Consider the following 22534-nt stretch of genomic DNA (forward strand, 5'->3'; position numbering starts at 1 on the left):
CCGAAAAATTGTCCAAACATTTGTTTGAAAAAGCATTTTCGATTCTTTACTCTAGCCTCGGTTTGATAACAAAAAATTAACTGGAGGCCCTGTGAGCCGCCCACCCATCCTGCCGTCGTGTTCCGGGCTTGAGTCCGGACGGTGGAGAATGGGCGTGGTGCCATCCAGCCCGGCCCCGACAAGGAGTTCATGATGAGCCGTTACCCGACCCTGCTGACCCCCCTCGATCTCGGCTTTACCCAGCTGCGCAACCGCGTGTTGATGGGATCCATGCACACCGGCCTCGAAGAGGAGAAGGGGGGCTTTGACAAGTTGGCCGCCTTTTATGGCGAGCGGGCCCGGGGCGGGGTCGGCCTCATCGTGACCGGCGGCATCGCCCCCAACCTGCGTGGCCGGCTGGTGCCCCACGGCTCCCAGCTGAGCTTTCCCTGGCAGGTGGCCAAGCACAAGAAGGTGACCAGTGCGGTGCATCAGGAGGGGGGCAAGATAGCGCTGCAGATCCTCCATGCCGGCCGCTACGCCTATCATCCGTTCAGCCTGGCGCCGAGCGCCCTCAAGGCCCCCATCTCTCCGTTCAAGCCGCGCGCCATGAGCGAGCGCCAGATCCTAGGCACCATCCGCGACTTCGCCGCCACCGCGCAACTGGCCAGGAGCGCGGGCTACGACGGGGTCGAGGTGATGGGCTCGGAAGGCTATCTCATTAATCAGTTCATCTGCGAGCGCACCAACAAGCGCACCGATGGCTGGGGTGGCAGCAGTGAAAACCGCATGCGCTTCCCGGTGGAGATTGTCCGCGCCATCCGCGAACGGGTCGGGCCGGACTTCATCATCATCTTCCGCCTCTCCATGCTGGATCTGGTGGAGCAGGGCTCCTCCCTTGAGGAAGTGATCGCCCTTGGCAAGGCGCTGGAACAGGTGGGGGTCACCCTCATCAACACCGGCATCGGCTGGCACGAGGCGCGCATTCCCACCATCGCCACCAGCGTGCCGCGCGGCGCCTTCAGCTGGGTGACCGCCGAGTTGAAAAAACACCTCAAGGTACCGCTTATCACCACCAACCGCATCAACACCCCCGAGGTGGCCGAGCGCATTCTGGCGGGCGGTGAGGCGGATATGGTCTCCATGGCGCGCCCCTTCCTGGCGGACCCCGAATTTGTCATCAAGGCCGCCGAGAACCGGGCGGACGAGATCAACACCTGCATCGCCTGCAACCAGGCTTGTCTTGACCACGTCTTCAAGCAGAAGCGGGCCTCCTGCCTGGTCAACCCGCGCGCCTGCTTCGAGACTGAGTTGACGTTTGGTCGGGTGCCCCAGCCCAAGAAGCTGGCGGTGGTGGGCGCAGGCCCCGCCGGGCTGGCGTTTGCCTGTTATGCCGCCGAGCGCGGCCATCAGGTGAGCCTGTTCGATCAGGCCAGCGAGATTGGCGGCCAGTTCAACTTCGCCAAGCAGATCCCGGGCAAGGAGGAGTTTCACGAAACCCTGCGCTACTTTGCCAAGCGGCTGGAGAAGTGCGGCGTCGAGCTCTATCTGGGCCAGCGCCAGAGTGCCGAGAGCCTCTTGGGCGGCGGCTTTGACGAGGTGATCCTCGCCACCGGCATCCGCCCGCGCACCCCAAACATTCCGGGTATCGAGCATGCCAAGGTGATGAGCTACCTCGATGTCTTGCGGGATCACAAACCGGTGGGCGAGAAGGTGGCGGTGATCGGCGCCGGCGGCATCGGCTTTGACGTGGCCGAATACCTGGTAGAGGGCAAGGGGGATCGCAGTCGCGATCACTGGCTCAAGGAGTGGGGCATCGACAAGCAGCTCGGCGAGCGCGGCGGCCTGATGGCCCCGGTGATCGACGCCCCCGAGCGCCAGGTCTGGCTGCTGCAGCGCAAGGAGAGCAAGGTGGGTGACGGCCTGGGCAAGACCACCGGCTGGATCCACCGCACCGTGCTCAAGAACCGCAAGGTGGAGATGCTCTCCGGCGTGCAGTATCTGCGCATCGACGATGAAGGGCTTCACATTCAGGTGGGCGAACAGCAGCAATGTCTGCCGGTGGATCAGGTGATCATCTGCGCCGGCCAGGAGCCGCTCAAGGAGCTGCAGGCCGGTTTGCAGGCGGCGGGCAAGCCGGTACACATCATCGGCGGAGCCGACGTGGCCGCCGAGCTGGATGCCAAGCGGGCGATCCGACAGGGCGCCGAACTGGCGGCGGTCATCTAATCTCTCCCCGCCATCATGAATGAGATAAACCCCTGAGCATCAGGGGTTTTCTTCATTCGGCGCTGTGCTAAGGTAGCGCCATCATTGCCCAAGAAGGAATTGCCCATGGATGCCCTCACCCTGCTGCTCAACCGCCACTCCTGTGGCCGTCTCGCCGATCCCGCTCCTGCTGGCGAGGTGCTCGACAATATTTTGAAGGCGGGGCTGCGCGCGCCGGATCACGGCACCCTGACTCCCTGGCAGTTCATTCTGTTTGAAGGGGAAGGCCGCGAGCGGCTGGGCAAGCTGCTGGCCGAGGCGGCCCGTGCTCGTGGCGAGGATGAAGAGAGCATCAAGAAGTGCAGCGAGGCGCCGCTGCGGGCACCGCTGGTCATCGCGGTGGCAACCCGTTATCAGGAGCACCCCAAGGTGCCGAAGCTGGAGCAGGAGCTCTCGGCCGGTTGCGCCCTGATGGCGATGCAGATGGCGGCACAGGCGCAGGGTTTCAACGGCATCTGGCGATCCGGCTGGTTCATTTTCGACGAGCAGATCAATGAAGGGTTGGGACTGACACCGGAGGATCAGCTGGTGGGCTTCCTCTACCTCGGTACCCCCATGCTGGAGGCCCGCAAGCTGCGCGAGCTGCCGGTGAGCGAGTTCGTGCGCCGCTTCTAGTCTGCCTTATTACCGGCAAGGCCCTGACTCGTCAGGGCTTTTTTGTTTCTGGTGGTGGGCTGTACTGATATTTGGAAGATTGCCAAGAGGGCGGCCGTGGCAGGCAGGGAATTTTTTAAATAGTGAGATGCCGTTCTCAATCCTGGTTTATTACGCTATGTAAAACGTTTGCGCCTCGTTAATATCCCTGTGCCAGTTTAGAAGGTGACCCCTTCTAATTTTCTGCGATGAGAGTCGCAATTCCGTAGCACCTTTTTACAGCCCAACGTCTTGATGACATTGGGCTTCATTTTTATGGGTGTTTTTCAGATGTCGGTTCCCTTAACTCCCTGATACCGGCAAACCCACCTTTTTACAGGCCATCATGGTCTTGATGGCGTTGGCCTTCATTTTTATGGGCGTTTTTTCAGATGCCAATCCCCTTAGCCGGCAAACCCACCTTTTACGGATGGTTCTCGGTATGTGTTGCTAGCTCACCTGCGCCTTGCCTTTGACGGGCAGCACGCGGGCCGGGTTGCCCACCACCCGGGCGCCGGCCGGCACGTCTTTGGTGACCACGGCTCCAGCACCCACGATGGCCTCCCGCCCTATGGTGACGCCGGGTAGCAGGATGGCGCCGCCGCCAATCCAGACCCTGTCCTCGATGGTGACCGGCAGTGCTGTCTCGACCCCCTGTGTCCGTTCATCGGCATCCAGCGCGTGGGCGGCGGTGTAGATCTGCACGTTCGGCCCAATCATTACCTCGGCGCCGATGCGAATGGGGGCGTTGTCCAGCAGGGTGGCCCCCATGTTGATGTAGCTGCGCTCGCCAAGGTGGATGTGGCGGCCATAGGTGCAGTAGAGGGGCGGGCAGATGAAGGCACCCTGGGCCAGCTCGCCGACGATCTGCTGCAGCAGCGCCAACTGTTCATCCTCCTCGTCGCTGCGATTGAAGTGGCGGTACAGACGGGCCGTCTCCCGGCGCAACAGATCCAGTTCCGGCGCCATGCAGTTGTAAGGCTGGCTGGCGATCATCTTGTCGTACTCGGTCATGGCGGCTCCTGTGGCTTGTCTTGGTGGCGCATGGGGTTTACATGTTAGCGGTCCGGCCGCCGGATAACCGTGATCAGCGGCCCGCTACGGGCAGCACCAGATTGGTCGGACTGCCCTCGGCAAAGGCAATCAGGTTGTCAAAGGCGGCCTGAAAGTAGAGCTGGTAGCTGTTGCGCTCCACATAGCCGAGATGAGGGGTGGCCAGCACATTGGGCAGGCGCAGCAAAGGCTCGCTTTGCGCCGTGGCAGGCTCTGCATCGAACACGTCGAGCGCTGCGCGCCGGGTGGGGTTGGCGGAGAGTTCAGCATAAAGGGCGCCCGGCTCGACAAGCTCCGCCCGACTGACGTTGACCAGCAGGGAGTCGGCCTTCATCCGCGCGAGATCGGCGCGGGTCACACTGCCACGGGTTGCCTCGTGCAGGCGCAGATGCAAAGAGAGGATGTCGGCGTCACGAAAGAAGGCCTCCTTGTCGGAGGCGCTGGCATGGCCATCCCGCTCGGCCTGCTGGCGGGAGCCCTCGCTGCCCCAGATCAGCACCGACATGCCAAAGGCCCGGCCGTAACCGGCCACCAGTCTGCCAATCTTGCCGTAGCCCCAGATGCCGAGCGTCAGCCCCTGCAAGGTACGGCCCAGCCCCAGGGTGCCGGATTGCTGCCACTGCCCCTGGGCGAGGGCATGGCAATAGGCCGGGAGGTGGCGGGAGGCAGCCATGATGAGCGCCCAGCAGAGCTCGGCGGGCGCCACCGGGCTGCCGATGCCTTCGGCGACGGCCACCCCGTGGCGTTGGCACAGGAGGGGGTCGATATGCTGGCTGATCTTGCCGGTCTGACTGATGAGCCGAAGGGAGGGGAGCCTGCGCAGCAATGCCTCGTCGATGCGGGTGCGCTCGCGGATCAGCACCAGCGCCTCCACCCCTGTCAGTTTGGCGGCAAGGCACTCGGGGTCAGGTTCGCTCTGGGTGAGGATGGTGACGTCGTGGCCCGCCAGGCGGGTAAAGCAGGGCAGATGACGCACCTGATCCTGATAGTCATCCAGTATGGCAATCCGCATAAGCACTCCGTGTCACAAGGGGGGCTGGCGGCCTATCCTACCGGAAACGGGGGAGTCTGTGTGGTCAAATGAGCACTGATTGCAGTGCGGGTATGGATGGTGCTGGTTGGCCGTACCAGAGAGGTGGCTGCTGCCGGCGGGTTGAAAACAGACGGGGCTCCCGTGTGGGAGCCCCGTTGGCAACGGCTGTGTCGATGACTTAGCCGAGTTTGCGGCCGGAAAGGCGGCACCACTCTTCCTTGACGGCGGTCGGGTCCATCTCGAACCACTGGCCGTAGATGGTCTCCAGCTCCGGCGCCTGGCTTTCCAGCACGCCGGAGAGGGCCATCAGGCTACCCGCCTTGCCGTGGCCAGCGATAAGCGGTGCCAGCTCGCGCAGCGGGCCGGCCAGGATGTTGGCGACCACCACGTCCGCTTCGACATCTTGCGGCTGATCCGCCGGCAGGTAGAGCTCGATCTGATCGGCGACGCCATTGCGCTCGGCGTTGTCACGGCTGGCCTGAATGGCCTGCGGGTCGATGTCGATGCCGATGACCCGGGCGGCGCCCAGTTTCAGGGCGGCGATGCCGAGGATGCCGGAGCCGCAGCCAAAGTCGACCACGGTTTTACCGGCCAGATCCAGCCCGTCCAGCCACTGCAGGCAGAGCGCCGTGGTGGGATGGGTACCGGTACCGAAGGCCAGACCCGGGTCCAGCATGACGTTGACCGCATCGGGGTTCGGCACGTCGCGCCAGCTCGGGCAGATCCAGAGCCGCTCGCCGAACTGCATGGGGTGGAAGTGATCCATCCACTCGCGCACCCAGTCCTTGTCTTCCAGCTGCTCCACCTTGTAGCCCACGTCTTCACCGAAGATCTGCTGGAAGAAGGCGATGGTGGGCGCCGGATCGGTTTCGGCGTCGAACAACCCCATTACTTCGGTCTCGCCCCACAGCGGGGTTTCACCCGGCATGGGTTCATAGACGGGCACATCCTTGGCATCCATAAAGGTCACCGCCTGGGCACCACGCCCCAGCAGCATGTTGCTCACCTTGTCTGCGGTCTTGGCAGTGGCGTTGATTCGAATTTGTATCCAGGGCATGGCGTCGACTCTTCATAAATGTGAAACCGCGGGATTCTATCATCATGGGCGTGTGCTGTCGTGGTTTGCCCATGCAGTGTGGTGGAGGATGGGGACTTTGCCGAGTTGGCACGGTTCATGTATTCCTCATTGGGTGACGGGAAGCAACCTGTTCCCGCTGAATGCTTTGCTCTAGGAAAGTTCCGTCATCTTTTTCAGCCACCTTCGGGTGGCTTTTTTTTGCCCGCAGAGTGGCCGGGGGCTGCATACCCCGCTGGCAGGGGGTAATGTGGCAAGTAAGCGGGGAGGCGGGCGGGATTGGCACACTAGCTGCAAAGATACAGAGGTCCTGCATAAGGATATGCGTGTGATTGTTACCCCAACGTTCAGGTATTTAGGGCCATCCCGGCGGGATGGCCCCTTTTTTTGGCTCTTTTTATGGTGATGCTGCGTGGTGACTGTCTGTTGCCTGATGTGAGCTGTGCAGTGATGGGGCTTGCCACTGGTGAGTTCACCCCATGATGGTGCAGTTTTTACCTATAAGGGATTAGTTACCGAACCGACTCATGTCGATCACCAGCTTGCCCACCATGCGGCCGGCTTCCACCTCGGCATGGGCCTGAGCCAGGGTCGCCGGGGTCAGCTCGGCCACCACCTTGCTGAGGGTGGTCTTGACCACGCCCTGGTCCACCAGGGCGGCGACCAGTCCCAGCAGGTTGTGTTGCTCGATCATGTCCGGGGTCTGGAACAGGGAGCGGGTGAACATGAACTCCTGGCTGAAGGTGACACTCTTGCTCTTGAGCAGGGAGAGGTCCCAGGGCACGCTCGATTCGGCGATGGTGCAGATATGGCCGAACGGGCTGATGAGGCTGGCCATGGCATCCCAGTGCTGCTCGGTGGCATTGGTGCAGAAGATGGCGTCCACCTGAGTGATGCCGAGGGCGGTGAGCTCCTCCTGCAACTGGTGATGGCTCACCACCTGATGGGCCCCCATCTGCAGGCACCAGGCCCGGGTCTCGGGGCGGGAGGCGGTGGCGATCACCTCCATGCCGGTGAGCTGGCGGGCCAGCTGGATGGCGATGGAGCCGACCCCGCCGGCGCCGCCGATGATGAGCAGCTTGCCGCTGCTCTCGCGGGTGAGGCCCATGCGCTCGAACAGGGTCTCCCAGGCGGTGATGGCGGTGAGCGGCAGGGCCGCGGCTTCCACGTCGCTCAGGCTGGTGGGGGCGAGGGCGGCGATGCGCTCATCCACCAGTTGCAGGGTGCTGTTGCTGCCGGGGCGGCTGATGTCGCCGGCATACCAGACCCGGTCGCCCGCCTTGAACAGGGTTACCTCGCGGCCGACGGCGATCACTTCGCCCACGGCGTCCCAGCCCAGCACCCGCGGGCAGCTCTCGACCTTGGCCTTGGGGGCTCGTACCTTGGTGTCGACCGGGTTGATGGAGGTGGCCTTGACCCGCACCAGCAGGTCGCGCGGGCCCGGCGTCGGGTTGGCCAGATTGGCTTCGATGAAGCAGTGGGGGTGATCGCTCGGCAGATAGTGGGTCAGGGCGATGGCTTTCATGGCAGTTCCTTTCAAATCGGTTGGATGGGGATTGCCAGCCACTCTAGTCTGGTTGATTATTCAGATTAAGATGGGTAATTGGTAAAGACTGTTTGAATATATGAACAATGTCGAACTGGAGCTGATGGGGCTGTTCGCCACTGTGGTGGAGCAGGGCAGTTTTACCGGGGCGGCCGAGTTGCTCGGCATGCCCAAATCCTCGGTCAGCCAGAAGATCTCGCGGCTCGAGTCCCAGCTCGGGGTGCGCCTGTTGCAGCGCACCACCCGCCGGCTGAGCCTGACCCCGCAGGGGGAGGTCTATGTGGAACAGTGCCGGGCGCTGCTGGCGCTGGCCCGCAGCGCCAATTTGGCGATGGCGCGGCTGCGCGCGGCCCCGGCCGGCCGGGTGCGGATCACCGCACCGGAGGCGACCGGCACCCTGCTGCTCGGCCGGATCCTGGCCGAGTTTCGGGCTCTCTACCCCGAGGTGGTGCTGGAGCTGACCCTCTGCGATGAGCAGCTCGATCTGGTGGGGGAGGGTTACGATCTGGCGCTGCGGGCGGCACCGCTGAAAGATTCTAGCCTGATCTGCCGGCGCATCGGTCAGGTACCTCGGCATCTGGTGGCGGCGCCCGCCTATCTGGCGGCCCACGGCACGCCGCAACAGCTGAGCGAGCTGGGGCGATACGCCTGCCTGGTGCACACGTCGCTGCCGGTGTGGCCGTTGCAGGAGGGAGGTTGGCGGCCGCAGGGGGCTTGTCTGAGCAATAGCTTGCTGGCGCTGCGGGAGCTGGCGATCAACGAGGGGGGGATCGCCCTGCTGCCCCATCACGTCTGCGAGGGGGATCTTGCGGCGGGACGCTTGCAGAAGGTGCTGCCGAGTCACCCCATTCCGGCCAACCCCTTCTACCTCATCTATCCGAGCCGGGAGCACCTGGCGCCCGCCCTGCGCAGCCTGATGGACTTTGTCGCGGAGCGGTTGCCGTTTGCCTGAGGCTACCAGCCGCTCTGGCCGGCGGACTCCTGATTGGGTTTGAGGCCGAGCGGCACCGACTGGCGCTCTGCCAGCATGCGGATCTGCCCCTCGATCAGGCTGGCGTTGGGGCCCAGCACCAGCACCAGCTGATGGTCGTTGAGCTGGATCCAGGAGAGGCAGCCCAGCCCCAGCAGGCGGGATTGATCCACCAGCGAGATATCGCGTACCCGCAGGCTGAGGCGGGTGAGGCAGACGCTCATCGCCTGCAGGTTGTCCATGCCGCCCAGCACCTTGAGGTACTGGATCGCCAGCATCTGGGGATCGGAGGGGGCGACGCTGGCCAGGCGTGGGTGTTCCGGGGCGATGGGCTTGCTCGGCAGGCTGAGGGGCGTGCGCTCCAGCAGCTGATAGAACAGCAAGGTGTAGGCGACGAAGAACAGGATGCCGACCGGAATGAGCCAGAAGCTGTGCTCGCCGGCGTGGTAGCTCAGCACCAGATCCAGCAGGCCGGCGGAGAAGTAGCTGCCCACCTTGATGCCGAGCGCGCTGCAGGTGGCGAGCGACAGGCCGGTCAGCAGGGCGTGGGCCAGAAACAGCCAGGGGGCGGTGAAGGCGAACAGGAACTCGATGGGTTCGGTGATGCCCACCAGCGCCGAGGTGAGCGCCAGGGTGAGCAGCAAGCCCCCCTGCGGCAATCGCTGCATGCGCTGGCGGTGCAGCCAGATGGCGAAGCAGGCGCCCGGCAGGCCAAACATGATGATGGGGTAGAGCCCGGCCACATAGCCTTCGTGCAGCGGCTGGGCGCTGGCCAGCGCCTGCAGGTTGCTCTCCCCCAGCCCGATGAGGCTGCCCAGCACCTGATGCAGGCCGAGCGGGATCAGCAGCCGATTCAGCACGCCGTAGCAGAAGGCGCCGAACGGGGTGGTGAGCAGTTCGGAGGCGAGCAGGGTGATGCCCTGTTCCAGCAGCGGCCAGAGCAGCGCGAGGGGGAAGGCCAGCAGCAAACAGGTGAGCGCCGAGGCGAGCAGGCTGGTGAAATCGCCGTTGACCAGCCGCAGCCAGTGGGGCATGGGGTGGCGCTTGAGCCAGGGGTAGACGATGGCGGTGGTCAATCCCGCCAGCAGGCCGCAGATCATGTCGCTGTGCAGGCCGGGGGCCAGGGTGCCGAGCGCCGAGCTCAGCAGCAGAAAGTTGACCGCACCGGCCAGCGCCTGGGTGCCTTCACCCTGGCGGCTCAGCCCGAAGGCGATGGCCACCGCATAGATGAGCGGCATCTGGCTGAACAGGGCGCGGCCGGTGAGGGAGAGCACCGCCAGATCCAGCACGTCCGGCTGGCCGAGCCGATAGAGCAGCGCGGCCAGCGGCAGGATGGAGACCGGCAGCAACAGGGCGTAGCCGAGTCGCTGCAGGGCTTGGGTCAGGATCTGTCTGGCGTTCTGTACGGGCATAAGGGTGCGGCATTTTGTGACATGGCGCACAGTTTACCCGTAAAACACCCATTTTGGGATAGTTTCGGAACCCTTTATTAATCCATCGATGATTGCGGCTCAAACAAGCGCCGCACATGCTGGCTCGGGGCCGGGGTCAGCAGGCTGACCAGCACGAAGGCAATCAGCCCCAGCGCCAGGCTCGGCACGATGGCGTGCAGGCCGGCCGGCTTGATCTCCCACTGGCTCAGGATGGCGTAGCAGAGGATGCCGCACACCATGCTGGCCAGGGCCCCCGGGCCGTTGGCCCGCGACCAGTAGAGGCCGAGCACCAGCGGCCACAGGAACACCGCCTGCAGGCCGCCGAAGGCGAGCAGATTGAGCCAGATGATCATCTCGGGGGGCTGCAGCGCCGCCAGCAGCACTAGCGTGCCCAGGATCAGGGTGCAGAGCAGGGAGAGGCGCGGCACCCGCACCTCCAGCTTCTCTTGGCCGGCCTTCTCCGGACTCAGGTAGTTGAGGTAGAGATCCTTCACCAGGGTGGCGGAGGCCTGGATCAGCTGGGAGTCGATGGTTGACATGATGGCCGCCATGGGCGCCGCCAGGAAGACCCCGGCCAGCCAGGGGGGCAGCACTTCCATCATCAGGGAGGGCATGATTTTGTCTGGGCTGTCCATGCCGGGCAGGATGGCGCGGCCCAGGGCGCCGGCCAGGTGCATGCCGAACATCAGCAAGGCGCTGACGATGGTACCGATGAGGATGCCGCGGTGCAGCGCCTTGCTGTCGCGATAGCCGAAGCAGCGCAGCGCCGAGTGGGGCAGCCCCACCACCCCGATGCAGACCAGCACCCAGAAGCTCAGCATGAAGGGCTGGGTCAGCAGGTCGCCGGCCCCCTGCGGGCTCACCAGCTTGGGATCGATCACCTTGAGCTGGTGGATGAGGTTGGGCAGGCCGTCACCGGCCACCAGAATGCCCGCCAGCAGCGCGCCGGTGCCAATCAGCATGATGATCCCCTGCAGCGCATCGGTCATCACCACGGCGCGAAAGCCGCCGATCACCGTGTAGAGCAGTACGCAGCTGGCAAACAGCAGGAGCCCCTGCTGATAGCTGAGGCCGGTGGCGGTCTCCAGCAGACGGGCGCCGCCGATGAACTGCACCACCATGGTGGCGATGAAGGCGAGGATGATGGTGACCGAGCCCAGCACCACTACCGCCTTGCTCTGGTAGCGGGCCCACAGCATGTCGTTGATGGTCACCGCATTGACCCGGCGGGCGATGATGGCGAACTTCTTGCCAAGCACCCCCAGGGTGAGCCAGACGGTGGGCAGCTGGATCATCGCCAGCAGTACCCAGCCCAACCCGATCTTGTAGGCCGCCCCCGGCCCGCCGATGAAGGAGGAGGCAGAGGTGTAGGTAGCCACCAGGGTCATGGCCAGCACCAGCCCGCCCATGCTGCGGTTGCCGATGAAGTACTCCTGCACGAAGTCGCCGCCTACCCGGTGGCGGCTGGCCCAGAAGCCGACTCCCAGCACCAGCACCAGATAGATGCACAGCGGCAGCATCAGCTCAAGATTCATGGGAAGGCTCCTTGGCATCGAGGGGAGGGGAGTCGAGGGGGATGTCCACGAACAGACGATCCACCATCAGGCCGCACAGCACGATGAACAGCAGCGGCATCAGGATGCAGCTGAGCAGGAACCAGAGCGGCATGTCCCAGCATTCGATCTCTGCGGGGATGAAATAGGCCGTGCCATACCAGGCAAGGAAGTAGAGCAGGGTCAGCAGCAGGCAGAGGGCTGCTTCCCGGCGAGCGAGCGCGAAACGATTCACCTTGGCATCCGACAATTTTGAGGGGCGCAAGGATAACAAAAAAGGGCCATGTCGCCATGGCCCTTTTTCAACAGAGGCTCCTTGCGGAGCCGACGTCCACCGACATGGCGGTCTTCGTCAAGGATCCTTACAGACCGAGCTTCTTGTGCAGGTAGTGGATGTTGGTCCCACCGTGCTGGAAGTTTTCGTCCTTCATGATCTCTTTTTGCAGGGAGACGTTGGTCTTGATCCCTTCCACCACCAGCTCGTCCAGCGCCTGACGCATGCGGGCGATGGCGACGTCACGGTTTTCACCGTAACAGATCAGCTTGCCGATCATGGAGTCGTAGTAGGGCGGTACCTTGTAGCCGGCGTAGATGTGGGAATCCCAGCGTACGCCCAGACCGCCCGGCGCGTGGAAGCGCTGGATCAGGCCCGGAGACGGCATGAAGGTGGCCGGGTCTTCGGCGTTGATCCGGCATTCGATGGCATGGCCACGGATGCGGATATCCTGCTGGGTGATCGACAGGGGCTGACCGGCGGCAATGCGCAGCTGCTCCTTGATCAGATCCACGCTGGTGACCAGCTCGGTGACCGGGTGCTCAACCTGGATACGGGTGTTCATCTCGATGAAATAGAACTCGCCGTTCTCGTACAGGAACTCGAAGGTGCCCGCACCGCGGTAGCCGATCTCGATACAGGCGCGTACGCAGCGCTCACCGATGAACTTGCGCATCTCTTCGGTGATGCCGGGTGCCGGCGCCTCTTCGACCACCTTCTGGTGGCGACGCTGCATGGAGCAGTCGCGCTCGCCCAGATAGAGGGCGTTGCCCTGGCCGTCTGCCAACACCTGAATTTCGATGTGGCGCGGGTTCTCCAGGTACTTCTCCATGTAGACCATGTCGTTCTTGAAGAACTGGCCTGCTTCGGATTTGGTCAGCGCGATGGCGGCAGACAGCTCGGCTTCACTGCGCACCACGCGCATGCCGCGACCACCACCGCCACCGGCGGCCTTGATGATCACCGGATAGCCAATGCGCTTGGCGATGGCGGCGTTGTGCTTGGCATCGCTGTCGACCGGACCGTCGGAGCCCGGTACGCAGGGCACGCCCGCTTTCTTCATCGCCTCGATGGCGGAGACCTTGTCACCCATCAGGCGAATGGTCTCGGCGCGCGGGCCGATGAAGATGAAGCCGGATTTCTCGACCACTTCCGCGAAGTCGGCGTTCTCGGAGAGGAAACCGTAACCCGGGTGGATGGCGACGGCACCGGTCACCTCGGCGGCGGCGATGATGGCCGGCACATTGAGGTAGGAGTCGGTACTGGCCGGCTTGCCGATACAGATGGTTTCGTCGGCCAGCAGCACATGCTTGAGCTCCCGGTCGGCGGTGGAGTGAACGGCCACTGTCTTGATCCCGAGCTCTTTACAGGCGCGCAGGATCCGCAGGGCAATTTCACCGCGGTTGGCGATGACTACTTTGTCCAACATGGGTGGCGACTTCCCTTATTCGATGATGAACAGCGGCTCGTCGAATTCGACGGCCTGACCATTTTCAACCAGGATCGCTTTGATCACACCGGCCTTGTCAGACTCGATTTGGTTCATCATTTTCATGGCTTCGACGATGCACAGGGTATCGCCGACATTGACGTGCTGACCGACTTCCACGAACGGCTTGGCTTCCGGGCTGGAGGAGCGGTAGAAGGAGCCAACCATCGGGGAGCGCATCAGGTGACCGCTCGGGATGGCGTCGGCAGCCGGGGCAGCAGCAACCGGTGCGGCGGCAGGAGCGGCAACCGGGGCGGCAGCTTGTTGCATGATCATCTGCGGAGCAGCGGTCACCTGACCGGAGAAGTTGCGACTGATGCGAACGGACTCTTCACCTTCGGAGATCTCCAGTTCGGCGATGCCGGACTCTTCAACCAGTTCAATCAGCTTCTTGATTTTGCGGATATCCATTAGCATTCTCTTTCTTCTTTATCTGATCAGTGATTATCAAGCCGCGCGCAACTGGTGCACGGCCGCGGTTAAAGCGAATTGGTAGCCATCGGCCCCCAGCCCACAAATGACCCCCTTGGCGACATCAGACAGATAGGAGTGATGACGGAAGGGTTCCCTGGCATGGACGTTGGACAGGTGAACCTCGATAAAGGGGATGGCCACACCCAGCAGCGCATCGCGGATGGCGACGCTGGTGTGGGTGAAGGCGGCCGGGTTGATGATGATGAAATCCACCTGACCCATGGCCTGGTGGATGCGGCCGACCAACTCATGTTCGGCATTGGATTGCAGGTGTTCCAGTGTGACCCCGAGTTCGCCGGCGTTGTGCGTCAGATCGGCGACGATCTCATCGAGCGTCTTGCTGCCGTAGATGCCCGGTTCCCGTTTGCCCAGCAGGTTCAGGTTCGGCCCGTTGAGCAGGAGAATTCGGTGTTTTTGCGACATATTGAGTACATCCTCGATGATAATGCTGCTATCTGTCAGCCATCTTGTGGACTATCAGAAATCTAGTCATTTTCTGCGCAAATCGGTGTGCACTGGCACACAGATTTCGCAATTATATTGATTTCGTGAAAATTAGCAGCATTTTACTGGTCTAATCTCTACATCTGTCTATTTTTTGCGCTAACTGGTGCGTTGTTGAAACGCTCAGTAGCAAAGACGACAAAGCCGGCTCGAGGCCGGCTTTGGAGGCAGGAACGCAGTCAGGATCAGGCTGCTTCCGACTTCTCGCGGATCAGCTTGTCTACCACGCCCGGATCCGCCAGGGTGGAGATATCCCCCAGGCTGTCGGTCTCGCCGGTGGCGATCTTGCGCAGAATTCGCCGCATGATCTTGCCGGAGCGGGTCTTGGGCAGCCCCTCGGCCCAGTGGATCACGTCCGGGGTGGCGATGGCGCCGATCTCCTTGCGGACCCACTCCTTCACCTCTTTATGCAGCTCCCGGCTCGGCTCCTCGCCGGCGATCAGGGTGACATAGGCGTAGATGCCCTGACCCTTTATCTCGTGCGGCACGCCCACCACCGCCGCTTCGGCGATCTTGGGATGGGAAACCAGCGCGGATTCAATTTCGGCGGTGCCCATGCGGTGACCGGAGACGTTCAGTACATCATCCACCCGTCCGGTGATCCAGTAGTAACCATCCTCGTCGCGACGGGCACCGTCGCCGGTGAAGTAGCGGCCGGGGAAGGTGGAGAAGTAGGTCTGCTCGAACCGCTCGTGATCGCCAAACACGGTGCGCATCTGGCCCGGCCAGGAGTCGGTGATCACCAGGTTGCCCTCGGTGGCCCCCTCCAGTGGCTCGCCCATGTTGTCCACCAGCGCCGGCTGCACGCCGAAGAAGGGACGGGTAGCCGAGCCTGGCTTGAGATCGGTGACGCCGGGCAGCGGGCTGATGAGGATGCCGCCGGTCTCGGTCTGCCACCAGGTGTCGACGATGGGGCAGCGCTCCTCGCCTATGGTGCGGTAGTACCACTCCCAGGCTTCCGGGTTGATGGGCTCGCCCACCGACCCCATGATGCGCAGGCTTGAACGGGAGGTGCCGGCTACCGCCTCGTTGCCCTTGGCCATCAGCGCACGGATGGCGGTGGGGGCGGTGTAGAGGATGCTGACCTGGTGCTTGTCCACCACCTGGCTCATGCGGTTGGTGACCGGGTAGTTGGGCACCCCTTCGAACATGATGGTGGTGGCGCCGTTGGCAAGCGGCCCGTAGACCAGATAGGAGTGGCCGGTGACCCAGCCCACGTCGGCGGTACACCAGTAGATGTCCTCTTCGTGGTAGTCGAAGATGTACTTGAAGGTGAGGGTGGCATAGACCAGATAGCCGCCGGTGGTGTGCAGCACCCCCTTGGGTTTGCCGGTGGAGCCGGAGGTGTAGAGGATGAAGAGCGGATCTTCGGCCCCCATCGCCTCGGGCGGGCAGTCGGCGCTGACGGTGGCGACGGCGTCGTGCCACCAGATGTCCCTGTGGTTGTGCCAGGCGATGTTGCCGCCGGTGCGTTTGAGCACGATCACCTTGTTGACCTTGGTCTCCGGGTTGGTGAGCGCTTCATCCACGTTCTTCTTGAGCGGCACCGGACGGCCGCCGCGCAGCCCTTCATCGGCGGTGATGACGATGGAAGAGCCGGAGTCGATGATGCGACCGGCCAGGGCTTCCGGCGAGAAACCGCCGAACACGATGCTGTGCACCGCGCCGATGCGGGTACAGGCCAGCATGGCGATGGCGGCTTCCGGCACCATGGGCATGTAGAGGCAGACCACGTCGCCGCGATGCACTCCCTGCGCCTTCAAGACGTTGGCAAACTTGCACACCTCGGTGTGCAGCTCGCGGTAGGTGAGCTTGCGATCTTCGGCCGGGTTGTCCCCTTCCCAGATGATGGCGACCTTGTCGCCGCGCTGGGCCAGATGGCGGTCCAGACAGTTGGCAGAGACGTTGAGCAGGCCGTCTTCATACCATTTGATGGAGACGTGGCCCGGATCATAGGAGGTGTTCTTGACCCTGGTGTAGGGCTTCATCCAGTCGAGGATCTTGCCCTGCTCGCCCCAGAAGGCATCCGGATCCTGCACCGAGGCCCGGTACATGGCTTCATAGCCTGCCTTGTCCAGCAGGGCGCCGTTGCTGATGTGGGCTTTGACCGGGTAGACCTTGCTCTCGCTCATGTATCACTCCTTTGAATACATTCTTGTAATGATTAGGTAACAACTTATACCTTTGGCGGGGGAGGGCAATTAGACTTTTGGATAGATGGCAACATCCGCTTACAGTCGAGTCGATGACAATTAATCGCTGATTGGGTAAAAACGTCGTTTTATCGACGGAGATAGTCCCATGTTGACCCTGCTATTGTGCTCCTCCCTCTGGCAGTTCGAGGCCCCGCAGGCCACCGATGAGGCATTGGCCGCCCCCCATGCCAACGACCTTGCGTTGACACCGGCACAGCCCGCCTCGCCATCCCTGCGGGACCACATCAGCGGCCAGTTGAGCGAGGCCTGGCTGGCGCGCAAGCCGTCGGTGTCCGTCACCCTCGAAGAGAAAAAATCCTCCTATCCGCAGGACTCGTTGCTGGAAGAGTCACGCCGGCAGCAGGACGAAGGGTGGGATGCCAGGCTGACCTTCAACTGATGAGCGTCAACTGCGCCACTGGCGCGGCGCGGATCCCGGCACACCGCTAGCACCAGGCGCCCTTGCGCGAGTCCAGCTGCTCGGCCAGATGGGGCTCGGCCAGCGGGTGGCTGAACAGATAGCCCTGCCCCTCCTGGCAGTGCAGTGACTGCAGAAACTGGCGCTGGGCCTGGGTCTCGATTCCTTCGGCGGTGACCACCATGCCCAGGCTGTCGGCCAGGTTGATGATGGTACGACACAGCTCCCGGCTGTGTTTGTCATCGGGCAGTGCCTGCACGAAGGTGCGGTCAATCTTGATGCGATCGATGGGCAGGCTCTTGAGCAGACTCAAGGATGAGAAGCCGGTGCCGAAGTCGTCGATGGCGATCTGTACCCCCAGCGCCTTCAGGCGTCTGAACAGCTGCAGGCTCTGATCGACTCGCTGGATGATGCTCTCGGTGACCTCTATCTCCAGCTTCTCTGGCGGAAAGCCGGTCTCGGCCAGGATGGCGGCGACCCGCTCCACGTAACCTGCCGAGCGCATCTCCCGCACCGACACATTGATCGACAGCCTGGGTACCGCCAGTCCGGCGGCCAGCCACGCCTGTCCCTGCTGGCAGGCGGTGCGCATCACCCATTCGCCGATCTGCTCGATAAGCCCGCACTCCTCGGCCACCGGGATGAAGCGGGTGGGCCCTATCATGCCCTCGCTGGGGTGCTGCCAGCGCAGCAGGGCCTCCAGCCCGCTCATGCGGTTGCTGGCGAGTTCCGTCATGGGCTGATAGAGGACGCAGAGCTGATGCTGCTCGATGGCCTTGAACAGCCCCTGCTCCATGCTCATTCGCTCCTTGGTCTGCTCGGTCATGTCCGGGGTATAGAACAGATAGCCGTTGCGGCCCCGGTTCTTGGCCTCGTACATGGCGCTGTCGGCGGCGCTGACCAGGGTATCCGGACTGGTGGCGTGTTCCGGATAGAGGGCGATGCCGATGCTGGCGGAGACGGCCACCCGCTCGTGGTCGAGTTCGACCGGCTCGCGCAGGCTGGCCAGCAGTTGCTCGGCGAGCCGCTCCAGCTCCTGTGGCCGTTCAAAGAAGGGGATCAGCACCAGGAACTCATCGCCACCGAGCCGGGCGGCCACGTCGTTGTGGCGCAGGACGCGGCGGATCCGCTCGGCCAGCAGCTTGAGCAGTTCATCGCCGGCGCGATGGCCCAGGGTGTCGTTGATCAGCTTGAAGCCGTCCAGATCGATGAACAGCAGGGCCAGTTGCTGGTGGTTGAGCTGGGCTGTCTTGAGTTCCAGCTCCAGCCGCTCCTGCAGCAGGTTGCGGTTGCCGAGCTCGGTCAGGGGATCGTGATAGGCGAGGTGATTGAGCTGTGCTTCGGCCTTGCGAATGGCGCTGATGTCGGAGAAGGCGATGACGTAGTTGGTGGTGTTGTGGCGACTGTCGTGCACGGCGCTGACATGCTGCCAGGAGGTGAAGTAGCCGCCATCCTTGCGCAGGCACATCATCTCGCCATGCCAGGCGTGACTGCCGGGCAGCAGGGTATGCCAGGGATAATCGATGTCGGTGTGACGGCGTGGATGCATGATGGCCTCCGGCGACTTGCCCACGATCTCCGCCTCTTCATATTGAGTCATGCTGGAAAAGGCCGGATTGACCGAGATGATCTGGCGCTGGCCATCCATGATGATGATGCCTTCGGCGGCGGTCTCGAATACCACGTTGGCCTGGCGCAGCTTGTCCTCCTGGTTGCAGCGACTGGTGGCATCGTGGATCACCCCGGTGATGCGCCGCCCCTGATGGTCGGTGGCCGCCACGTGATCGGCGTGAATGTCGACCCAGCCCCGCAACTGATCCGGCCCGAGATAGCCGAGGGTGAGGTGAATGGGGGCCGTGCCGTTGACCGCCGCCCTGAACTGCTCGCCAGAGAGCGGGTCGAAGCGCTTGATGAACTGCTCCATCCCCCCCTGAAACTGGCTGGCCGTGGTGCCGAGCAGGCGCTCGACCTGGCCGTCAAACTGCAGCCTGTCCTCCGTCACATGCCACTCCCACACCCCGATCTGGCCGGCACTCATGGCCAGTTGCAGCCGCTGCTGTGCTTCGACCTGCTCGGTGACGTCCCGCACTATGGTGAGGATGCGGTCGGGCACCCCCTGTTCGTCCAGCATGGGGCTGTAAATCGCCTGCCAGTGGCGCTGCCGGCCCTGGTGGGCCGCGGTATGGCCGCTCAGGTTCAGCTCGACCCGGGGGATGCCGCTGCTGATGATCTGCTGGAACAGGGGTTCCAGCACCGGAGCCAGCGTGGGGACGATTTCGCGCAGGTATCTGCCGTAGTGCTCTTCTCGGGAGAGACCGTTGAGATCGGCCAGGGTCTGGTTGACGCTGCGGCAGCGGAAGTGGCGGTCAAACACACCTATGCCAAACGGGGCCAGTTCGAACAGCTGTTGCAGCTCGTTCATGTTCAATTGCCCCGCCAGCGGTGGATCCGGCATGGCATTGAAAGTCTCTTCGCCCATCGCGTACTCCTGAATTGACTTCTTTGTCATTTAAGCTGCTGTCAGTATGGCATGAAGCATTCTGGAGGGAAGAGAGGGGGCGTCATTCGCCCCCTTTTTGCGGTGTTACCAGCTGAAGTGATAACTCAGGGTCAGGTTGATCATCGGTTGCCAGTCGTGCTCCTTGATGAGCCACTGCTTGGCGCCGAACTCGGTGCCAAGGCGCCACTGCTGCCAGCGCCAGCTGCGTTCCAGCGTGACTCCCCAGTCCCGCAGGCCCTCGTTTGCCCCATAGGCGGCCATGTGGGCTTGACTGCCCCGGGTCAGCCAGAGGTTGAGGGAGATCTCGGCCGGCAGCGGCAGGCTGTGCTCCATGTACCAGAGCTGGCCATAACGGCCGCTGACGTCATAGAGCTGGCCCAAGGTGAGCTGGTGATCGTCGTCCAGTTGCCAGCCGAGGCGCCAGAAGGCGCTGAAGCGGTTGCGATCGACCACCTGCATGGGGGCGACGCCGACCGCGAAGAAGCTCTTTTTGTAGAGCGGCAAGGCCAGCCCGGCGCTCTGGCCATCGGCGAAAAGCAGGCCGACCTGGGTTTCCCGCTCATAGGCGAGCCAGAACTGCATGCTGGCATCGGCGCGGACCCCCGCCTGATTGCTGCCGAGCTGCCACTGACCGCCCAGCTGCCACTGGTTGTCCGGCTCTTTGGCCGACAGGGGCAGGGTCAGGAACAGCAGCGGCAGCCAGCACTTATTTGCCATAGAGCCGCGCCCAGTCCCGGTCCTGATGCATGCCCATCAGGTGGCAGATGATGCCGGAGCGCTGGAAGGCATAGATGAGCAGCACGCTGGTGGCGCTAAGCGCCATGATGAGGCCGAAGTTGTTGGGCAAGATGGTGCCCTGACGGGCGGTCCACCACAGCAAGAGCGGGCCCCACAGGTGCACGAAGATGCTCTTGTGGAAGATGAAGACGGTCAGCGAGTACATGCCGATCCAGTTGAGCGGTCGCCAGCACAGCCGGATGTTGCGCTGATGCAGCCAGAGCACGGCCCCGATCACCAGAAACTCCATGCCCCAGATGCCGGCGCGGCCGACCATGTCCATCGCCAGTTCGTGTTCGTTGGCGTAGATATCGCTGAGCTCGACCGTGCTGGTCTCGCCGAACATGAGATAGACGGCCAGCGCCAGCAGCGAGAGCGTCAGCACCAGGGCGTTGAGGCGATCCCGCCATTGGGGCCGCTGATGCCAGCACCAGCCATAGAGGAAGCCGAAGCAGCCGCTGGCCATGAAGAGGTCGAGGCGGGCATCCAGCTCGTAGTCGGGGTGCACGTGCAGCTTCATCCAGCTGTCGATGTGACCGAGCAGATCCTGCACGCCGAGCTGATCCAGCAGCAGGCTGAGCAGGGTCAGCAGCAGCATGCCGCGAATGCCGAACCAGGCATAGACCAGCGAGAAGAGCGCCAGCAGACACATCCACAGCATCACTGGATAGAACGAGATGGCCTCGCCGAAGTTGGGGGCGATCACCAGCCCTTCCACATAGAGCACCAGAATGATGCTGGCGAACAGCACCAGCTTGCCGCCCAGCTGCGGTCTGAAACTGGCCTGATCGCGGCGACTGAGGTTGAAGGCGGCCAGTGCCAGGTAGATCTGGCTGACCCAGGGAATGAGCCAGGCCGAGACCTGGGCCGTGGTGTGATCCATGGGCAGCAGCTGGCCGGCCATCGCCTTGTGCGACAGATAGAAGCTGTCCCACAGGGCGTGTTCCCGGTTGAAGAAGTCGATATACCAGTAGTTGAGGTAGCCGGTGTAGTGCTCGAAGACGGCCATGAAGATGACGAGCCCTCGCAACAGGTCGAGACCCGTGATGCGTGCATCCTGTGGAGGCATGCTGATGCTCCTGCATTGGTTGGAAAAGGAGCGGCACTATAACGGTTGCGGCGAAACTGAACGGGAGCTGAATGTAAGCGAATGTTACCAGCAATTGAGGGTCTGCCCTTGTGACAAGGGCGGATGGGCGGATCGGGCTGTCATGATTTGTAATATTTTTGGTGGTTTATCAGCCTTTCTGGCGGCCGAAGGCCTGGATGCCGCGCACCAGCACCAGCAGGCCGAGCCCGTGAAACGGCAGCGCCAGGGCGAGCAGCAGCAGCCAGTGGGCCTCGCTGCCGCTGCTGTTGATGAAGTCGACCCAGGCGGCCAGCAGGGCCAGCATGCCCGCTATCTGGAAGCGGCGGCGCAGCACCACCTCCACCCCGAGATTGGCGAGGTAGAGGGTCAGCAGGATGCCGGCGAAACCGGTGAGCTGGGCGGTACCGTAGAGGACGCGGTCCGGGTTGAACAGCAGGGTCACGAGGGGGGTAAGGCCCTGATCCAGCGGGATCAGGGCCAGCAGCCAGCAGGCGATCAGCAGCAGGGCCGTCTTCATGTCGAACTCAGTCGGCGGCTGGCGCCGGTTTGACCAGGCTGAGGTAGTTGGCATCCATGGTGAGGAAGACCCCCAGCAGGCGGGCGCTGGCGCCGTAGAAGCCAAACGGATCGGCGGCGCGGCAGGCGCGCTCGAAATGCGGGAACCAGGCCAGCAGATGGCCGTGCAGCAAGGCCTCCTGCTCGCCGAGCCACTGTTCGCGCAGATCGGCGCTGGCGGCTTCGGCGGCGCGGATGATGAGATTGCCCATCAGATCCAGTTCGACCCCCAGATGATCGACCGGTTGTTGGTATTTGGCGCTGACATCGATATTGAGCCGGCTCAGTCGCGCCTGCATGCGCTCGAGCGCTGCGGCGTCCTGGTGGGCGGATTCATGGGGAGAGACGGCGTCGTTGGCCAGGAACAGCTCATGGAAGTCGCCGGCCAGCGCGTTGGCCCGCTCGGGGCGCACCAGCAGGCGGGCGATGGCGTCATTGAGCTCGGCCACGGCCGGGCGCATCGGATCGAGCGTGGAGAGGCTCTTCAGGAAGCTTCGCACATCATAGCTGTCGTATTCGGCGATCTGTTCGTCGCTGAGCTGGGCGGTAAACAGGGTGGCAAACCACCAGTAAAGTTCGGCCCGACGTTCGCTAGTGGCCAGAAATTCCTGCATTTTTCCTCCGTGGATGGCAAGCGGGAAGCAGACTGAGCCCGATTCTAACGGCTTTGGCAGAAAAGTTAACCCATAGGTGACAATCCGCCGAACAAGTCGGG

The 22534-nt window shown here is 63.1% G+C and carries 20 protein-coding genes; 4 read left to right on the forward strand and 16 right to left on the reverse strand.

The annotated features are described in order from the left end of the window. Positions 1–192: 192 nt before the first annotated feature. Together PG899_RS04860 and PG899_RS04865 are read left to right on the forward strand one after the other, a co-directional pair. Positions 193–2208, forward strand: a complete 2016-nt coding sequence (locus PG899_RS04860) for an NADPH-dependent 2,4-dienoyl-CoA reductase (RefSeq protein WP_077095683.1) — start codon at positions 193–195, stop codon at positions 2206–2208. 105 nt (positions 2209–2313) lie between these two features. Continuing rightward, positions 2314–2862 (forward strand): NAD(P)H nitroreductase, encoded by a 549-nt coding sequence (locus PG899_RS04865; RefSeq protein WP_077095638.1) that lies wholly within the window; start codon positions 2314–2316, stop codon positions 2860–2862. 468 nt (positions 2863–3330) lie between these two features. Here the strand turns inward: PG899_RS04865 and PG899_RS04870 are convergent, their stop codons facing one another. The 4 genes from PG899_RS04870 to PG899_RS04885 form a co-directional block, all read right to left on the reverse strand. Further along, positions 3331–3894 (reverse strand): sugar O-acetyltransferase, encoded by a 564-nt coding sequence (locus PG899_RS04870; protein WP_077095637.1) that lies wholly within the window; start codon positions 3892–3894, stop codon positions 3331–3333. Between the two features lie 73 nt (positions 3895–3967). Beyond that, positions 3968–4945, reverse strand: coding sequence for a D-2-hydroxyacid dehydrogenase family protein (locus PG899_RS04875; protein ID WP_077095636.1), 978 nt, complete (start codon positions 4943–4945; stop codon positions 3968–3970). Positions 4946–5144: 199 nt separating this feature from the next. Beyond that, positions 5145–6023 (reverse strand): 50S ribosomal protein L11 methyltransferase, encoded by an 879-nt coding sequence (prmA, locus tag PG899_RS04880; RefSeq protein ID WP_010675412.1) that lies wholly within the window; start codon positions 6021–6023, stop codon positions 5145–5147. Positions 6024–6549: 526 nt separating this feature from the next. Next, positions 6550–7566: a zinc-binding alcohol dehydrogenase family protein gene (locus PG899_RS04885; RefSeq protein ID WP_077095635.1), complete on the reverse strand. Its 1017-nt coding sequence runs from the start codon at positions 7564–7566 to the stop codon at positions 6550–6552. 100 nt (positions 7567–7666) lie between these two features. On the opposite strand from PG899_RS04885, the gene PG899_RS04890 reads away from it, so the two are divergent. Further along, positions 7667–8539 carry a LysR family transcriptional regulator gene (locus PG899_RS04890; RefSeq protein WP_016351752.1) on the forward strand — a complete coding sequence of 291 codons (873 nt, stop codon included), beginning with the start codon at positions 7667–7669 and terminating at the stop codon, positions 8537–8539. Positions 8540–8541: 2 nt separating this feature from the next. Here the strand turns inward: PG899_RS04890 and PG899_RS04895 are convergent, their stop codons facing one another. The 7 genes from PG899_RS04895 to acs all read right to left on the reverse strand — a co-directional run bounded on the left by PG899_RS04895 (position 8542) and on the right by acs (position 16416). Further along, a complete protein-coding gene (locus PG899_RS04895) occupies positions 8542–9969 on the reverse strand; it encodes a PTS transporter subunit EIIC (protein WP_024944285.1) in 1428 nt (475 codons plus the stop codon). Between the two features lie 77 nt (positions 9970–10046). Then, positions 10047–11525 carry a sodium/pantothenate symporter gene (gene panF, locus PG899_RS04900; protein ID WP_043120971.1) on the reverse strand — a complete coding sequence of 493 codons (1479 nt, stop codon included), beginning with the start codon at positions 11523–11525 and terminating at the stop codon, positions 10047–10049. Beyond that, on the reverse strand, positions 11515–11793 hold the full coding sequence (locus PG899_RS04905; RefSeq protein WP_179101341.1) for a YhdT family protein: 279 nt from the start codon (positions 11791–11793) through the stop codon (positions 11515–11517). The genes panF and PG899_RS04905 overlap by 11 nt, the downstream gene beginning before the upstream one ends. Positions 11794–11905: 112 nt before the next feature. Beyond that, positions 11906–13246 (reverse strand): acetyl-CoA carboxylase biotin carboxylase subunit, encoded by a 1341-nt coding sequence (gene accC, locus PG899_RS04910; protein ID WP_011707113.1) that lies wholly within the window; start codon positions 13244–13246, stop codon positions 11906–11908. A gap of 15 nt (positions 13247–13261) precedes the next feature. After that, positions 13262–13717, reverse strand: coding sequence for an acetyl-CoA carboxylase biotin carboxyl carrier protein (gene accB, locus PG899_RS04915; RefSeq protein WP_029304298.1), 456 nt, complete (start codon positions 13715–13717; stop codon positions 13262–13264). 36 nt (positions 13718–13753) lie between these two features. After that, complete coding sequence (gene aroQ / locus PG899_RS04920) at positions 13754–14203, reverse strand: type II 3-dehydroquinate dehydratase (RefSeq protein ID WP_016351748.1); 450 nt, start codon at positions 14201–14203, stop codon at positions 13754–13756. Positions 14204–14469: 266 nt separating this feature from the next. Further along, entirely contained in the window at positions 14470–16416 is a 1947-nt protein-coding gene (gene acs, locus PG899_RS04925; RefSeq protein WP_077095634.1) for an acetate--CoA ligase, read from the reverse strand. 169 nt (positions 16417–16585) lie between these two features. Between acs and PG899_RS04930 the strand changes: the two genes are divergently transcribed. Further along, positions 16586–16879 (forward strand): hypothetical protein, encoded by a 294-nt coding sequence (locus tag PG899_RS04930; RefSeq protein ID WP_077095633.1) that lies wholly within the window; start codon positions 16586–16588, stop codon positions 16877–16879. A 46-nt stretch (positions 16880–16925) separates the two neighbouring features. On the opposite strand, the gene PG899_RS04935 is transcribed toward PG899_RS04930, so the two are convergent. The 5 genes from PG899_RS04935 to torD form a co-directional block, all read right to left on the reverse strand. Further along, entirely contained in the window at positions 16926–19376 is a 2451-nt protein-coding gene (locus PG899_RS04935) for a sensor domain-containing protein (protein WP_077095632.1), read from the reverse strand. 105 nt (positions 19377–19481) lie between these two features. Then, the gene (locus tag PG899_RS04940) at positions 19482–20114 is read right to left on the reverse strand and encodes a hypothetical protein (RefSeq protein WP_077095631.1); all 633 of its coding nucleotides are present in this window, start codon (positions 20112–20114) and stop codon (positions 19482–19484) included. Next, positions 20104–21243 (reverse strand): hypothetical protein, encoded by a 1140-nt coding sequence (locus PG899_RS04945; RefSeq protein ID WP_077095630.1) that lies wholly within the window; start codon positions 21241–21243, stop codon positions 20104–20106. The genes PG899_RS04940 and PG899_RS04945 overlap by 11 nt, the downstream gene beginning before the upstream one ends. 169 nt (positions 21244–21412) lie before the next feature. Then, a complete protein-coding gene (locus PG899_RS04950; RefSeq protein WP_016351742.1) occupies positions 21413–21781 on the reverse strand; it encodes a hypothetical protein in 369 nt (122 codons plus the stop codon). 7 nt (positions 21782–21788) lie between these two features. After that, entirely contained in the window at positions 21789–22433 is a 645-nt protein-coding gene (gene torD, locus PG899_RS04955; protein WP_017409304.1) for a molecular chaperone TorD, read from the reverse strand. Between the last annotated feature and the right edge of the window lie 101 nt (positions 22434–22534).

The organism is Aeromonas sp. QDB39 (genome assembly GCF_027707585.1).
In the GTDB taxonomy this organism is placed as follows: Bacteria; Pseudomonadota; Gammaproteobacteria; order Enterobacterales; family Aeromonadaceae; genus Aeromonas; species Aeromonas hydrophila.

Bases quoted from the DNA above. Each gene is read 5' to 3' on its own strand.
- PG899_RS04860 (WP_077095683.1), top strand. From the start codon at position 193: ATGAGCCGTTACCCGACCCTGCTGACCCCCCTCGATCTCGGCTTTACC.
- PG899_RS04865 (WP_077095638.1), top strand. From the start codon at position 2,314: ATGGATGCCCTCACCCTGCTGCTCAACCGCCACTCCTGTGGCCGTCTC.
- PG899_RS04870 (WP_077095637.1), bottom strand. From the start codon at position 3,894: ATGACCGAGTACGACAAGATGATCGCCAGCCAGCCTTACAACTGCATG.
- PG899_RS04875 (WP_077095636.1), bottom strand. From the start codon at position 4,945: ATGCGGATTGCCATACTGGATGACTATCAGGATCAGGTGCGTCATCTG.
- prmA (WP_010675412.1), bottom strand. From the start codon at position 6,023: ATGCCCTGGATACAAATTCGAATCAACGCCACTGCCAAGACCGCAGAC.
- PG899_RS04885 (WP_077095635.1), bottom strand. From the start codon at position 7,566: ATGAAAGCCATCGCCCTGACCCACTATCTGCCGAGCGATCACCCCCAC.
- PG899_RS04890 (WP_016351752.1), top strand. From the start codon at position 7,667: ATGAACAATGTCGAACTGGAGCTGATGGGGCTGTTCGCCACTGTGGTG.
- PG899_RS04895 (WP_024944285.1), bottom strand. From the start codon at position 9,969: ATGCCCGTACAGAACGCCAGACAGATCCTGACCCAAGCCCTGCAGCGA.
- panF (WP_043120971.1), bottom strand. From the start codon at position 11,525: ATGAATCTTGAGCTGATGCTGCCGCTGTGCATCTATCTGGTGCTGGTG.
- accC (WP_011707113.1), bottom strand. From the start codon at position 13,246: ATGTTGGACAAAGTAGTCATCGCCAACCGCGGTGAAATTGCCCTGCGG.
- accB (WP_029304298.1), bottom strand. From the start codon at position 13,717: ATGGATATCCGCAAAATCAAGAAGCTGATTGAACTGGTTGAAGAGTCC.
- aroQ (WP_016351748.1), bottom strand. From the start codon at position 14,203: ATGTCGCAAAAACACCGAATTCTCCTGCTCAACGGGCCGAACCTGAAC.
- acs (WP_077095634.1), bottom strand. From the start codon at position 16,416: ATGAGCGAGAGCAAGGTCTACCCGGTCAAAGCCCACATCAGCAACGGC.
- PG899_RS04930 (WP_077095633.1), top strand. From the start codon at position 16,586: ATGTTGACCCTGCTATTGTGCTCCTCCCTCTGGCAGTTCGAGGCCCCG.
- PG899_RS04935 (WP_077095632.1), bottom strand. From the start codon at position 19,376: ATGGGCGAAGAGACTTTCAATGCCATGCCGGATCCACCGCTGGCGGGG.
- PG899_RS04940 (WP_077095631.1), bottom strand. From the start codon at position 20,114: ATGGCAAATAAGTGCTGGCTGCCGCTGCTGTTCCTGACCCTGCCCCTG.
- PG899_RS04945 (WP_077095630.1), bottom strand. From the start codon at position 21,243: ATGCCTCCACAGGATGCACGCATCACGGGTCTCGACCTGTTGCGAGGG.
- PG899_RS04950 (WP_016351742.1), bottom strand. From the start codon at position 21,781: ATGAAGACGGCCCTGCTGCTGATCGCCTGCTGGCTGCTGGCCCTGATC.
- torD (WP_017409304.1), bottom strand. From the start codon at position 22,433: ATGCAGGAATTTCTGGCCACTAGCGAACGTCGGGCCGAACTTTACTGG.